The following is a 14,523-nucleotide window of genomic DNA, read 5'->3' on the forward strand; positions in this document are numbered from 1 at the left end:
GCATCATCCACGCATACAAAAAACTGTCTAGCTACAGAAAACGCTGAGGAGGTTACTGCATGCGCAGCCTGACTCGAAAAATTAACCAATTCGCAGCCAAACTGCTTGACCTGCCTCAAGATGTGGTGATGGATTTTCCCCGCATAACGATGATTGGAAACATGCAGCTGTACGTAGAAAATCATCGCGGTGTGCTCCATTTTTCGAGTGATGTGCTTAAGCTTTCGCTTAGTAAAGGGCGGCTCGAGGTATACGGTAAAGAACTGACGATTCGCGCGATCTTGTCGGAGGAAGTGTTCATCGAAGGCATCATCCACGATATCCAATATATCCCATAGAACGGAAAGGGGAAACGGAAGTGAAGCAGAACTATATTCATCTGTGGCGCGGATTTGTGAAGTTGGAGGTGACGGGCAGCCGTTTGGAACGGCTCATCAATCGGATTATCGAGAAAAGAATGTCCATTTGGGACATTCGTTATTTGGACAACCATCGGGCGGAGATGTGCATCTCGATCGGTGACTTTTTTCGGCTTCGTCCGCTCTTGAAGGAGACAGGCTCCCGCATTCGAATCAAAGAACGGCTTGGCTTTCCTTTTTTCTTGGACAAACTTTGGCGGCGTAAATTTTTTGCCGTAGGCGTTATCTGCTTTCTCGTAGGGATCTACCTGCTGTCCTCTCTTGTTTGGCAAGTGAGGGTGGAGGGTAATCAAACGATATCCACCGATCAAATTTTGCAGGCAGCCAGGCAGGAAGGCATTTATAAATATCAATGGAAGCGAAGACTGCCGGAACCGGAGCAGCTCTCTCGCCAGCTGCAAAGCCAGCTGCCCTCGGCCGCTTGGGTAGGGGTTGAGCTGCAGGGAACGCATGTAGTGATTAAAGTGGTGGAAGCAACGATACCGGAAAAGCCTCCGCTCATGAATCCGCAGCATCTGGTAGCAGCGAAAAACGCCATGGTGACCGATTTGTTCGCAGAAAAGGGCCGACCTTTAGTGAAGCCGAATATGTATGTGCGCAAGGGAGACATTCTGATCTCGGGCATTCTGGGGGACGAAATGAATCAGCAAACCGTTGTGGCTGCCGGGTACGTGAAGGGGCTTGTCTGGTATACCCCCAAAATCGAGGTCCCGCTGACGCAAAAGTATAAAGTCTACACCGGCGAGTCGAAAAAACGATTCTACCTCGTCTTCGGAAACCGGGCACTGCAAATCACGGGCTATGGACAGCTTGGCTTTGAGCAGTTCGAAAGCTTGACCGACCGGAAGACTCTGGGCTGGCGCAGCTTTGCCCTACCGGTCGGATGGATGCACGAGAAGGTCATGGAGGTACAATATGTAGAGCAGCCGATTGATCCGAAGGAGGCTAGGGCGATCGGTTTGGAGCAGGTACGCTCCGAGCTTTTGGCTGATGCAGGGAAGGATGCGCGCGTCGTAAGTGAAAAAATTTTGCATGAAAAGACGGAGAATGGTAAAGTTTATATGGAAGTACATTTAGAAATCGAAGAGCATATTGCAACCGAGCAGCCGATCGTCCCGTAGTGCATGTTGTAAAGGCTTGACGCGATATGCGGAAATTCCACCTTACAGCACCACATCGGCGCGAGTTTTGGCTTCATCAGGCAATAGGCGTAAATGCTCCCTCATAGCACGCTGTAGAGAGCCGTCTTTTCTAGTTTTTTAAATCTTTTGAATGGATTCTCTTTACCATAAGGCGAAAGAGCAAGCAGTACTTCTATCGTAGAGTTTACGTGCGCCTCTGGCTGAAGAAAATCAATTCAAAACTCATCGCGGAGGGATTCCCTGTTGATCGATCAATTGACAACCGTGAAAGTTGCACTAAAGAATACAGCAGAAGGGCTGGCGCTATTCGGGCCGCAGGATAAGTTCCTGCATCTGATTGAAGCGCAGACTCAGGCCAAGATTTATTCCCGCGAGGAAGAAATTGTCATCCAAGCGAGCACAGCTGAGGCCGAGCAGCTGCAACAGCTGTTCACTGTCCTGCTTGAGCTGATCCGCAACAACTACAGCCTGACCGAAAGGGATGTAGCTTACGCACTGGAGCTCGCGAAGCAAATGAAAGCAGATCAGCTGCTGGATCTGTTTAAGGGCGATATCGCCGTGACCTACAAAGGGAAGCCGATACGCGTCAAGACGATCGGGCAGAAGCAATATGTCAATACCATCAAGAAGAAAGACATCGTATTCGGCATCGGTCCTGCGGGTACAGGGAAGACGTACATCGCGGTCGTTCTCGCTGTAACCGCGCTTAAGGAAGGCAAGGTGAAGCGAATCGTGCTTACCCGACCGGCGGTAGAGGCTGGAGAAAGCCTCGGCTTCCTGCCGGGCGACCTTCAGGAAAAGGTTGACCCTTACCTAAGGCCGTTGTATGATGCTCTTAACGATGTGCTGGGGCCGGAGCAGGTACTGAAGTCCTTGGAGAGAGGACTCATTGAGATCGCGCCTCTCGCCTATATGAGGGGACGTACGCTGGATGATTCGTTTATTATTTTGGACGAAGCGCAGAATACGACGCCGGAGCAAATGAAAATGTTTCTCACGCGCCTTGGTTTCGGGTCCAAAATGGTCATCACGGGCGACGTAACCCAAATTGACCTTCCACGAGGAAAATCTTCCGGCCTTATGGAAGCGCAGCGCATTCTGAAGCATGTGGAGGAAATCGGATTTATCACATTTGCCGAGCAGGACGTAGTCAGACACTCTTTGGTACAGAAAATCATCATAGCCTACAATGAGGACAAAGAAGGATGAGAAAGGGATGACCTTTCGTCATGACCAATCGCGTTTCGATACAAGGCAAATTTCAATCCCAGCTCATCGGTTGGAGATACAGCGCCATAGTGCGCTTTCTTCTGTTTTTGATGCTGGGGATCGTTATTTACATGACCTTGCTGCCCCGCATGGTGCCGCAAACGTATGATATTCAGCTGGGATCGATCGCGGAGAAGGATATTATCGCGCCTCGACCGGTGGAGAACGCCTTAGCCACTCAGAAGGCTAAGGAGGTCGCTGCCGGTCAGGTGCAGCCGGTCTACCAGATCATTTCGCTGAAAAATGAATTGGCGCTGGAAGCCATCTATGAAAAGCTGCGCCAAATTAATAACGATGCGGACGTATCACAGGCCGATAAGGTTAATATTTACCGTACAGTGCTTCCGACATTGCTGCAGGACCATCTGGATCGGCAGCTGAAAATATTTGAGAACAGCGGACAGTACAACGATGCGCTGCTCCAAGAAATGCGCAATCGGCTTAAGGAGCAGCAGTATCGTATTCCTGAGGAATCCTTTTACAAGATGCCGCGTTTATCACAAGATGATTTGATTGCCATGGAGAAGGTGTCCAAGGACATCGTCATTCGGCTGATGAACGACCAGCTGCTCGACGCGCAAACCGCTAGAGCCAAGGTGGCGGAGCTGGTGAACGCTTCGACCCTAGAGAAAAGCGTATCCCGCGAGCTCGTTCAGGAGCTTGTTCGCGCAGCCGTATCCCCCAACAAGTTCTATGATCAGAAGGGGACCGAAGAGGCTAGAGGGAAGGCGCGCGACAGCGTGAAACCGGTTTACATCGATAAAGGCGATGTGCTTGTCGCCAAGGGAGAACGCATTACCGAAGAGGTATACGGGCGCTTGAAGACGCAGGATCTGCTGAAGGATGAAAAAACGTACTGGCCTCATATCGGACTGCTATTATTCATTATTCTTATTGGCCTGGTGCTGTTCATGTTCGTTCGTCAAAGCCGCCTGCCGGTCAGCTACAATAACGCTCAGCTATTGATGCTCATTCTGATTCTGATCATCACGATTGCAGGAATGAAGCTGTTCTCGATGGTGCAGAATCTCGATTATCCCTTCATCGGATACTTGGCGCCTACGGCCATGGGAGCTATGCTGATCACTATTCTGCTGGATGCGCAGATGGCCTTTATCGCCACGGTGCTGTTCAGCGTCACGGCCAGCGTCATCTTTAATGTAGAGCAGGCGGAGCCGTTTGACTTTACTTACGGACTGCTAACCATGACCAATTCCTTTGCGGCCATCTTCTCTATTCAGAGAGCAAGTCAGCGTTCCTCGATTTTGAAGGCAGGGGTTATGGTATCCTTGTTTGCTTTGGTGCTTGTTACGGCACTGCTCATTCTCGAGGATCATGCGACACGCAGAGATATGTTGTTTGCCGGCTCGTTCGCCGTGGGCGGCGGTCTGCTTACCGCCGTGTTCGTCATCGGCTTGCTGCCGTTCTTTGAAGTGGCCTTCGGCATCCTGTCACCCCTGAAGCTGGTGGAGCTCGCGAATCCGAACCACCCGCTGCTGCGTAAGCTGCTTACGGAAACGCCCGGTACCTATCATCACAGCGTGATGGTCGGGAATTTGTCCGAAGCGGCGGCAGAGTCGATCGGAGCGGACGGTTTGCTTTGCCGGGTGGGAGCCTACTATCACGACATTGGGAAAACGAAGCGTCCGGGCTATTTTATCGAGAATCAGAACAACATGGAGAACCCGCACGATAAAATCGATCCGGCCTTAAGCAAATCGATCATCGTGGCCCATGCTCGTGACGGCGTAGAAATGCTGAAGGAATACAACATGCCGAAGCCGCTTAGGGATATTGCGGAGCAGCATCACGGAACGACACTGCTGGCGTTCTTCTTCCATAAGGCCCTCAAGCAGGCTGAGGAACGCGGCGAGGAGCCGCCGGAGGAAGCCGAGTATCGCTATCCGGGACCTAAGGCGCAGACGAAGGAAGCGGCCATCGTGGGCATAGCGGATTGCGTGGAGGCGGCGGTTCGTTCGCTTCGCAATCCTACGGTGGAGCAGATCGATTCCATGGTCCGCAAAATCATCAAGAGCCGTCTCGATGACGGGCAGTTCAACGAATGCGATCTGACGCTCAGGGAGCTGGACCAGATCGCAAAGACCTTAAATGAAACGCTGCTGGGAATTTTCCATTCCCGGATCGAATACCCGACGGACATCGCCGGGCAGAAGCCCGATGCGAAGAAGGCTAACGCCTAAAAGGAGGCCGACATGGCTCTGGAATTAGCATGGAACAATGAGTACGAAGCATTTGAAATCACTCCCGATCTTGTGGAGAAGCTCGAGGAGCTGCTTCGTCTGGCAGGGGAATCGGAGCAAATTACCGAAGGCGAGGTGGCGCTTACCTTCGTTTCCAATGAAACGATTCAGGAGCTGAACAAGCATTATCGCGGTCTCGACAAGCCAACCGACGTTCTCTCCTTCGCCATGCAGGAAATGGGTGAGGATGAAATGGAGATCATCTATGATGAGGATGGCGTAGTCGACGCGGAAGAGCTGGAAGAGGGAAGCCGCCTGGACGGGGAAGCAGGGGAGATTCGCCAAGCCTTGGCCGAAGAGGGTGTACCTGCAGAGGGAGCCGATTTCGAGGAACCGCTCGGCGATATTATCATCTCGATCCCGCGCGCTATCGAGCAAGCCGAAGAATACGGGCATTCGGTAGAACGGGAGCTTGGCTTTTTATTCGTGCACGGCTTTCTGCACCTGATCGGCTATGATCACCAGGATGCAGAGGCGGAGAAGGAAATGTTCGGCAAGCAGGAGGCCATCCTGCTGAAAGCGGGGCTAACCCGTTGAGACAGCCGGATCGATGGCAGCGCAGCTTCCGTTACGCTTATGAAGGGATCAAATACGCTCTGGCAACCCAGCGGAATATGAAGTTTCATTTTTTCGCCGCCGTCGTTGTGCTGGTGCTGGCTTTGTTTTTTCGTTTGCCCAAGGTAGATGTGTTATTTCTGCTGTTGTCCGTCACGCTGATGATTGTCACGGAGCTCATCAATACAGCAATAGAAAAATCGGTCGACCTGGCCATGCCGGACATTCATCCGTTGGCCAAGATCGCCAAAGACACAGCTGCAGCCTCCGTTTTGGTGTCTGCAGCTTTTGCCGCTATCACCGGGATGATTGTTTTCTTCGAGCCGATGGAGCAGCTGCTGTTGGAATGGCGAATCGCCGAGAATACTCCTTTTTCGGCAGGTATGGTGTGGATCCTGCTTTGCCTGATTTTGCTGCTAGTTATCATCGTGGAAACGAGGTTCGGACAGAAAGGCGGAGGCTTTAGGCCAAGCATCCTAACAGCGCTTTCGTTTGCCGTAGCAACGCTGATCACCTGCACCTCTCCGGTGACCTTGGTCGGTTTGCTGGCGTATCTTCTAGCGGCTTTGATCATGGCCGTGCTTTATGATAAGCGTACGCGTTCGCTGGCTTCCTTACTCGTCGGAGCGTTGATGGGAAGCTTTGTTTCCTTTTTGGCATACTATTTGTATCATATGTGAAGGGTGTTATGGCAAAGATGGGAGAGGAGCGTGAAGGCAAATGGAGCAGCGTGAATTAATCGCTTTGGCAAGAAAAGTAATGGACCGGGCTTATGTGCCTTATTCCCGGTTTAAGGTAGGAGCCGCGCTGCTGGATGCGGAGGGGAATGTGCATCTTGGCTGCAATGTGGAAAATGCGGCATACGGTCCCACGAATTGTGCGGAGCGTACCGCGCTTCATCGGGCGATTGCCGACGGCGTGAAGGCGGGTGCCTTCCGGGCGATTGCCGTAATCGGCGACACGGAAGGACCGATTTCGCCTTGCGGCGTGTGCCGTCAAGTGTTAGTGGAGCTTTGCCCGCCGGATATGCCGGTTTATATGAGCAATTTGCGGGGAGACGTCAGGGAAATGACGGTGTCTGAGCTGCTCCCCGGTGCATTTACATCTGCGCAATTGGAAGACGGAGGAACGATAGCATAATGGCAGCAACCCAAACGAAGGATACGCAAAAGCAAAAATTCAAATCCGGCTTTGTCGCTATCATCGGCAGGCCCAATGTAGGCAAATCGACGTTGATGAATCAAGTGATCGGACAAAAAATCGCGATCATGTCCGATAAGCCTCAGACCACCCGAAATAAAATTCATGGCGTGTATACTACAGATGAAGCCCAAATTGTTTTTTTGGACACTCCCGGGATTCACAAGCCTTCCTCCAAGCTGGGGGATTACATGAAGCACGCGGCGGAAAGCACGCTTGGCGAAGTGGATGCCATCCTGTTTCTGATTGATGTCGTGGAGGGCTTCGGCGGCGGAGACCGCTACATTATCGAGACCTTGAAAAAAGTCAACACGCCTGTGTTCCTAGTGATGAATAAAATCGACCAAATTCATCCGGAGGCGCTGCTGCCGATCATCGTGCAGTATAAGGACATGTATCCGTTCGCAGAAATTGTCCCGATTTCCGCCATTCACGGCAATAATGTGAATACACTGCTGGAGCAAGTCGTAAAGTATTTGCCTGAGGGACCGCAGTATTACCCGGCTGATCAAGTGACCGACCACCCGGAGCAGTTTGTCTGTGCAGAGCTGATTCGCGAGAAAATTTTGCATTTAACCCGTGAAGAGGTACCTCATTCCATCGCCGTTGCGATCGAGGATATGAAGGTGCAGGAGAACGGTGTCGTCAATATCCAAGCGGTTATCTACGTTGAGCGGGATTCCCAGAAGGGAATTATTATCGGCAAAAAAGGCGCGCTGTTGAAGGAAGTCGGGCAGAAGGCGCGGGCTGATATTGAAGCGCTGCTCGGCTCCAAAACGTTTCTTGAGCTATGGGTCAAGGTAAAGAAGGATTGGCGCAATCAGGAACGCGTTCTGCGGGATCTCGGATTCCGTAACGAATAGGCGGCGGCCTTGTTTCAACTGTGGTTTCCGCGGGTTAAAAATGCATACATGGCAGTTTTTGTTTAGCATACTTCGACCTGAATCGTACCATCCTAATCCTAGTAACAGGTACCGTCATGTCCTAAGGAGAGGATGATACACATGAGAGATTTTTCGTGGAAGTATTTTTCAATGACTGGAGATGTCGATGCATACCTGCTTTATAAACAGATCACAGATCAAGATGACGAGGAGCCTGAATCGGAAGAGCCTCAAGCGCAAGCCTTTGATCTGCTGAATTAATACGCAGTTTGTTTGGGATTAGGAATCGAAGCAACGGGGAGAGTTACGGTCGATGCAGTACCGTGTGCAGGGCATTGTCATCCGCAGCATGGATTATGGGGAAGGCAACAAGATTTTGACCCTTTTCACTCGTGAAATAGGGAAAGTAAGCGTTGTGGCCCGCGGAGCCAAGAAGGTCAAAAGCCGTTTCGGCTCCGCAGCACAGCTGTTTACTTATGGGGATTATTTGTTTTTCAAATCCGGTCAGCTGGGTACGCTGAATCACGCGGAGATTATCGAGGGCTTTCACCCTTTGCGCGAGGATTTGGATCAGGCGGCGCACGCTTCCTACCTAGCCGAGCTGACGGACCGGATGCTGGGGGACCAGGAAGGGCAGCCGTTTCTCTTCGAGCAGCTTCGTGCAAGCTATGCGGGGATGCAGGAGAAGAAGGACATGCAAATTATCACTCACTTGTATGAGATGAAAATTTTGATGTTCGCCGGGTATACGCCGGAGCTGGAGCAATGCGTCGTTTGCCGCGAGGCCACCGAACCGTTCGCTTTCAGTATTACGATGGGCGGCATTCTTTGCGAACGCTGCCATTTGCGTGACCCGCAGGCTGTTCGCTTGGCCCCCGGAGTATATAAGCTGCTTAAGCTTTTCACGCAGCTGGATGTCAGACGATTAGGTCAAATTGATGTAAAGCCGGAAACAAAAACTGCCTTAAAGCGTATCATGCGGGCTTATTTCGATACGCATGTCGGCCTGCAGTTGAAATCGCGCTCGTTTTTGGATCAGATGGACAAGTACGGCATTTAATATTTGACGAATTGACATGAAATTTACCATTTGCTACTATAATTTGATATGCCGTTGGAAATACTTCTCGTTACTGGGTCTTGTACATAGACTTAAGGGGCGGGATTTTTTTGTAGCCGCGAAAAGTCAGGGAATGGTTGAGAATAAACACCATCCGTGCACCGCTCCAAGCAGAGAACCGCCTGCGGCCGCTCTTGAAATCGGATGAAGCCATTGAGAATAGTAGAGGTTTTCATCCGATTTCAAAGGCGGCACCTAGACTCTCCGGCAGTTTCTCTGCTTTCCGCAAAACGGAAACTTTTTATTCGAAACATATTCCCTTACTTTTTCGTAGTAGTAGTTAGAAGAAAGGCGGCGGTTAAGCATGGAAGCCTTGATTAAACCGGTGATTTTTATTGTTTCCGATTCGGCTGGAGATACGGGCGAGGCCGTCGTGAGGGCGGCGGAAGCGCAATTTTATCCGCAGCAGGTGGAGACAATTCGTATCCCCTTCCTTCAGGATCAAGAGGGGATTGACCGAATGATCCAGCAGGTGAAGGAGCGCAGCGGCATTGTTGTATTTACGCTTGTTATTCCGGAGCTTCGGGATTACCTGGTCAAGCGGGCTAAGCAGAGCCGAATTCCTTATATCGACCTATTGGGACCTGTCGTACAGACGCTGGAAAAAGTGCTGCAGCAGGAAGCGCGCCACGAACCCGGGAAAATACATAAGCTGGATGAAGATTATTTCAAAAAGGTAGAGGCCGTTGAGTTTGCCGTAAAGTATGACGACGGACGGGATTTTAACGGTATTCTTACGGCGGATATCGTATTGGTGGGGGTATCCAGAACTTCCAAAACGCCGCTGTCCATGTACTTGGCGCACAAGAAATTCAAGGTCGCGAACGTTCCGCTCGTTCCCGAAATCTCGCCTCCGGAGCAACTGTTTACCGTGTCCAATAAAAAAATCGTGGGTCTGCGAATCGATCCGATGAAGCTCAATATGATTCGAGCGGAGCGGCTGAAGGCGCTTGGCTTGCCGAGCACGGCCATGTACGCCGATGTCAAGCGCATCCAGGAGGAGCTGGTATTTGCGGATGCGATCATGAAAAGGATCGGCTGCCTTGTTATCGACGTTTCGAACAAAGCGGTGGAGGAGACGGCGAATACGATTATCGACTGGTACCGTACTCGTTGAAGCGACAGGGAGTAGCAGGATTTTTTAAATATTCATCGTATATAATATAGGGTAACGGCTAGTACTTCAGCCTTAGAAACGGTGTGAATCCATGTCCTTTCAAATTATCGTTGATGCCGACGCTTGTCCGGTCAAATCGGAAATTATTCAGGCGGCTCGCGAATATCAAGTCCCCATCACCATGGTAGCTTCATATGATCATCGTCTGCAGCCGGCGGAGGGAGTTCAAGTGGTCCAAGTGGATCGGTCGGATCAATCCGTCGATTTATATATTGCCAATCGAATCAAGCCCGGTGATATTTTAATAACGCAGGACTTTGGCTTAGCGGCACTGGCTTTGGGGAAGCGCGCATTGGTATTGTCGAACCGCGGGCAGCGGCTCCATGACGGTACGATCGATTTTTTGCTGGAGCGGCGTAATGAACAGGCCAGACTTCGGCGCGGCGGCAAGCATTCCAAGGGACCTAAACCGCTTACGGAAGAGGATCGGCGCTTTTTTCTACAATCTTTGACAAAAGTTTTGTCCGGCTTGCAGGAGAATCGAACAAAATAGCGAATTATATTACGGTGTTAATTTGAATGTAGGTGGATAGGATGAGTAACGGACGCATTCCGGAAGAGGTAATCGAGGCAGTCCTGCGAGCTCATGACATCGTAGAAGTGGTTGGCAGATATGTTCACTTAACGAAGCAGGGACATTATCTCAAAGGACTATGTCCTTTTCATTCGGAGAAATCTCCTTCCTTTACCGTAACCCCGGAGAAGCAAATTTATTACTGCTTCGGATGCGGAGCGGGCGGCAATGCCGTTCGGTTCATTTCGGAGGTAGAGGGGGTATCCTTCGGTCAGGCGGTGCGCAAGCTTGCCGACGATGCGAATTTGAGCCTGGGGCTCGAGGATCGCCCTGGCGACCGCCAGGCGAAGGAAAATCCGGAACGGGTGAAGCTTCTGGAGGCCTATGAACGGGCAGGCAAGCTGTATCATTACATCCTCTTGAATACGGAGCAAGGAAAACCGGCACTGGAATATCTCAGAGGACGAGGCATGAACGATAAGATGATCTCCTTGTTCGGTATCGGCTACGCTCCTGCAAGATGGGATACGCTCGTCAGCGTTCTGGAGAAGAATGAATTCCCTCTTTCGCTGATGGAGAAGGGTGGACTTATCACGGCCAAACAAGATGGAACGGGGTATGTTGACAAGTTTCGCGACCGTGTTATGTTCCCGATCCATGATTGGAAAGGGCAGCTGATTGCCTTTGCCGGCAGAGCTATGGGAGATGTACAGCCGAAGTATATGAACAGTCCGGAATCCATGCTTTTCCATAAGAGCCGAACTTTGTACAATATCCATCATGCCCGCCCGCAAATACGCAAAGCGCAGGAGCTGGTGTTGTTCGAGGGCTATATGGACGTGATCAAAGCCTGGGAGGCCGGGGTAACGAACGGAGTAGCTACCATGGGAACCGCCTTGACGCCGGAGCATGCGGAGGTCATTCGGAAAAATGCCGAACGCGTCATCGTAGCCTATGACGGTGACAATGCGGGACAATCGGCAGCCTATAAGAGCATTCCGATTCTGGAGAATGCGGGATGCCAGGTGCGAGTGGCACTGCTGCCCGACCGGCTCGATCCTGATGAATACATCGCAGCCCATGGTTCTGAACGATTCGTACGCGAGGTTGTCGAGGCCGCCGTACCGTCGATCAAATATAAGCTTATTTATTTCCGCAAAAATTATAGGCTGCAAGAGGATGGCGAGAAGCTTCGCTACATTCAGCAAGCGCTGAAAATCATAGCAGGCCTGTCCTCGCCGATCGAGCGCGAGCACTACGTACGTGAGCTTTCCGGGGAATTTCAATATTCCTATGATTCCGCTATGCAAACCCTGAACGAGATCCGTCTCCAATCGGAAAAATATAACAATGCAGGGGATAATAAGGATCAGCCGTGGAATAATGTTATGAATGACCGGAGGCCCCGGGAGCGGGCTCCATCGCTATATCCTGCTTATCATAATGCAGAACGTCAGCTCTTAGCCGTCATGATGGCGGACAAGGACGTGACGGAATATGTACAAAAGCATTTGGGAGACGGCTTTAACGTAGATGCTCATGCGGCTTTGGCCGCCTACTTGTACGCTTATTACGCACAGGGGTATGAACCGAATGCGAGCACGTTTATCGGCACACTGCAGGAGGAGGAGCTCGAAGGCTTGGCCAGCTCGCTCATCATGATGGGTAACCGGCATGGATTGAATGAGCAGGTCATAGACGATTACATTCGAGAGATAAAGAAATATCCTCAGCAGCAGGCGATAGAGCGCAAGAGGGAAGAAATGATTCGTGCAGAGCGTTCCGGCGATATATTGCTGGCTGCACAAATTGGCAGTGAGATTATTTCCTTGGAAAAGCAGTTGAAGTCATCTTAGCCGGCCCTTCCGGCAGCGGATGCATTCCAGGGAGGAGGGAGCTTACGATTATGGCGAACGATCAACGGACGGAAATAGAGACAGAACTGACGTTGGAGCAGGTGAAGGAGCAGCTGCTTGAACAGGGCAAGAAGCGTTCCTCATTAACTTACAAGGAAATCATGGAGAAGCTCGCACCCTTTGACCAGGACCCCGAGCAGATTGATGAGTTTTTCGAAACCCTTCAAGAAAACGGGATTGATGTAGGCAACGAATCGGATGAAGATCGGGAAATGGGACAGCATGACCCGGAGCATGATGATTTTCATTTTGATGACGACTTGTCGCTTCCTCCGGGGATTAAGATCAATGACCCCGTAAGAATGTATCTGAAGGAAATCGGCCGGGTACCTCTGCTGTCGGCTGAGGATGAGGTGGAGCTTGCTAAGCGGATCGGCCTTGGAGACGAAGAAGCGAAACGCCGGCTGGCGGAAGCGAACCTGCGGCTTGTCGTGAGCATTGCCAAGCGTTACGTGGGTCGAGGCATGTTGTTCCTTGACTTGATCCAGGAAGGCAATATGGGTCTGATTAAGGCTGTAGAGAAGTTCGATTATAACAAAGGCTTTAAGTTCAGTACGTATGCTACCTGGTGGATTCGTCAAGCAATTACCCGGGCTATTGCGGATCAGGCGAGAACGATCCGGATCCCTGTGCATATGGTAGAAACGATCAATAAATTGATACGGGTATCCAGACAGCTGCTTCAGGAGCTGGGGCGCGAACCTACTCCCGAAGAAATTGCGAAGGAAATGGATCTTAGCACCGATAAGGTTCGAGAAATTATGAAGATTGCTCAAGAGCCGGTTTCACTCGAAACGCCGATTGGGGAAGAGGACGATTCTCACTTGGGGGATTTCATCGAGGATCAGGAGGCGCTTGCACCTGCAGATGCTGCAGCCTATGAGCTGCTCAAAGAGCAACTGGAGGATGTACTCGATACGCTGACGGAACGTGAGGAGAATGTGCTTCGGCTGCGCTTTGGCCTTGATGACGGCCGTACCCGCACGCTTGAAGAAGTCGGTAAGGTGTTCGGCGTCACGCGGGAGCGGATTCGCCAGATAGAAGCCAAGGCACTGCGCAAGCTGCGCCATCCGAGCCGGAGCAAACGGCTGAAGGATTTCTTAGAGTAATGATGATCATAGACCTTACTGCAGGAATCTGCGGCAAGGTCTAATTTTTTGAGCCGCACACGCCGATAAATATGGAAGAAGGCTGGTAAATCCTATTCGCTTTGGTAAGGTGGCGTTCCGATGGATAAACAAGATGAGAAACGAAAGATCATGATCCGGGAAATTGAGCATTGGCGCAAAAGCCGGCTGCTGCCCGAGCAGTATTGTGATTTTCTAATGAATTTATATGTTGATAACGACGAAAAGCCATCTTCCGCATTATTCGGCATGAGCCCTTCCGCTATACGTAACAGTAATTGGAAAAACTGGGCGTTGTTCTTCTTCGTGATGGGTGTTATTTCCTTTACTGCTCTTAATTTTAGCGCTTTTGATTTACCAATGCAAATTGGCGTTTCTTTTCTTTTTTTAGCGGTATGTTATTTGATGGGCGGCTGGAAGCGTTATAAAGAACCGATGGCTTCGCAAATCTACTTGGGGACGGCATCGCTGTACGTGCTCTTTATCGGCGTCTACATTCTCCGAATCCAGGGGATCGATGCTCCTGTCCCTATTGTTGCTTATGTGGTGTTATGCAGCTTAATCTGGATCTTAACCGGTCTGTTAGCAAGGCTCGTGCTCTTTCAGCTGTGCGGGTGGGTCAGCCTTGTTTTTTGTTACGGCTGGCTGCTTCATCATCAGCTTGATTCGATTAATTGGGTCACGCTGGAGCTTAGCTGGGTCCCGTTGAGTCTGCTGTTTTGCTGGATGGCTTGGGTGATTCATGAGAAGAGCAAACAGATCGGTCTGGTGTTCTTCTTGCTAAGCTTGATCGTTTGGTATATGCCTGAGTTGTATGGTATGCTTTATGCCGAGAAGTATGGGGAAGCGACAGTGCAAACGGTGCTTTTTGTCAAGATGGCGGTAGAGGGCATCCTGCTCTATACTTTACGAAAAAAATGGACGGAATGGGTTGCATAG

At 50.9% G+C, this 14,523-nt stretch carries 15 protein-coding genes; all 15 read left to right on the plus strand.

Annotated features, from left to right (window positions below; genetic code table 11):
• Window positions 1-59 precede the first annotated feature (59 nt).
• The 15 genes from yqfC to RAC89_RS21360 all read left to right on the plus strand — a co-directional run bounded on the left by yqfC (window position 60) and on the right by RAC89_RS21360 (window position 14,523).
• Complete coding sequence (gene yqfC / locus RAC89_RS21290) at window positions 60-338, plus strand: sporulation protein YqfC (RefSeq protein ID WP_284638700.1); 279 nt, start codon at window positions 60-62, stop codon at window positions 336-338.
• Window positions 339-358: 20 nt separating this feature from the next.
• Window positions 359-1,540, plus strand: coding sequence for a sporulation protein YqfD (gene yqfD, locus RAC89_RS21295; protein ID WP_306615673.1), 1,182 nt, complete (start codon window positions 359-361; stop codon window positions 1,538-1,540).
• A 267-nt stretch (window positions 1,541-1,807) separates the two neighbouring features.
• Entirely contained in the window at window positions 1,808-2,770 is a 963-nt protein-coding gene (locus tag RAC89_RS21300) for a PhoH family protein (RefSeq protein ID WP_373430034.1), read from the plus strand.
• Window positions 2,771-2,790: 20 nt separating this feature from the next.
• Window positions 2,791-5,031, plus strand: a complete 2,241-nt coding sequence (locus RAC89_RS21305; RefSeq protein WP_306615675.1) for an HD family phosphohydrolase — start codon at window positions 2,791-2,793, stop codon at window positions 5,029-5,031.
• 12 nt (window positions 5,032-5,043) lie between these two features.
• A complete protein-coding gene (gene ybeY, locus RAC89_RS21310) occupies window positions 5,044-5,628 on the plus strand; it encodes an rRNA maturation RNase YbeY (RefSeq protein WP_306615676.1) in 585 nt (194 codons plus the stop codon).
• Window positions 5,625-6,326, plus strand: coding sequence for a diacylglycerol kinase family protein (locus tag RAC89_RS21315; RefSeq protein WP_306615677.1), 702 nt, complete (start codon window positions 5,625-5,627; stop codon window positions 6,324-6,326). The genes ybeY and RAC89_RS21315 overlap by 4 nt, the downstream gene beginning before the upstream one ends.
• Before the next feature lie 40 nt (window positions 6,327-6,366).
• Entirely contained in the window at window positions 6,367-6,786 is a 420-nt protein-coding gene (gene cdd, locus RAC89_RS21320) for a cytidine deaminase (RefSeq protein WP_284638706.1), read from the plus strand.
• Entirely contained in the window at window positions 6,786-7,709 is a 924-nt protein-coding gene (gene era / locus RAC89_RS21325) for a GTPase Era (protein WP_306615678.1), read from the plus strand. The genes cdd and era overlap by 1 nt, the downstream gene beginning before the upstream one ends.
• Window positions 7,710-7,850: 141 nt before the next feature.
• Window positions 7,851-7,991 (plus strand): YqzL family protein, encoded by a 141-nt coding sequence (locus RAC89_RS21330; protein WP_284638708.1) that lies wholly within the window; start codon window positions 7,851-7,853, stop codon window positions 7,989-7,991.
• A 52-nt stretch (window positions 7,992-8,043) separates the two neighbouring features.
• Entirely contained in the window at window positions 8,044-8,790 is a 747-nt protein-coding gene (gene recO / locus RAC89_RS21335) for a DNA repair protein RecO (protein WP_306615679.1), read from the plus strand.
• 364 nt (window positions 8,791-9,154) lie between these two features.
• Window positions 9,155-9,967 (plus strand): pyruvate, water dikinase regulatory protein, encoded by an 813-nt coding sequence (locus RAC89_RS21340; protein ID WP_284638710.1) that lies wholly within the window; start codon window positions 9,155-9,157, stop codon window positions 9,965-9,967.
• 91 nt (window positions 9,968-10,058) lie between these two features.
• On the plus strand, window positions 10,059-10,520 hold the full coding sequence (locus RAC89_RS21345) for a YaiI/YqxD family protein (RefSeq protein WP_284638711.1): 462 nt from the start codon (window positions 10,059-10,061) through the stop codon (window positions 10,518-10,520).
• 41 nt (window positions 10,521-10,561) lie between these two features.
• A complete protein-coding gene (dnaG, locus tag RAC89_RS21350) occupies window positions 10,562-12,397 on the plus strand; it encodes a DNA primase (RefSeq protein WP_306615680.1) in 1,836 nt (611 codons plus the stop codon).
• A 50-nt stretch (window positions 12,398-12,447) separates the two neighbouring features.
• Entirely contained in the window at window positions 12,448-13,566 is a 1,119-nt protein-coding gene (rpoD, locus tag RAC89_RS21355) for an RNA polymerase sigma factor RpoD (protein WP_284638713.1), read from the plus strand.
• Between the two features lie 120 nt (window positions 13,567-13,686).
• Window positions 13,687-14,523, plus strand: coding sequence for a hypothetical protein (locus RAC89_RS21360; protein ID WP_306615681.1), 837 nt, complete (start codon window positions 13,687-13,689; stop codon window positions 14,521-14,523).

This window comes from Paenibacillus sp. GD4 (assembly GCF_030846225.1).
GTDB lineage: Bacteria > Bacillota > Bacilli > Paenibacillales > NBRC-103111 > Paenibacillus_G > Paenibacillus_G silviterrae.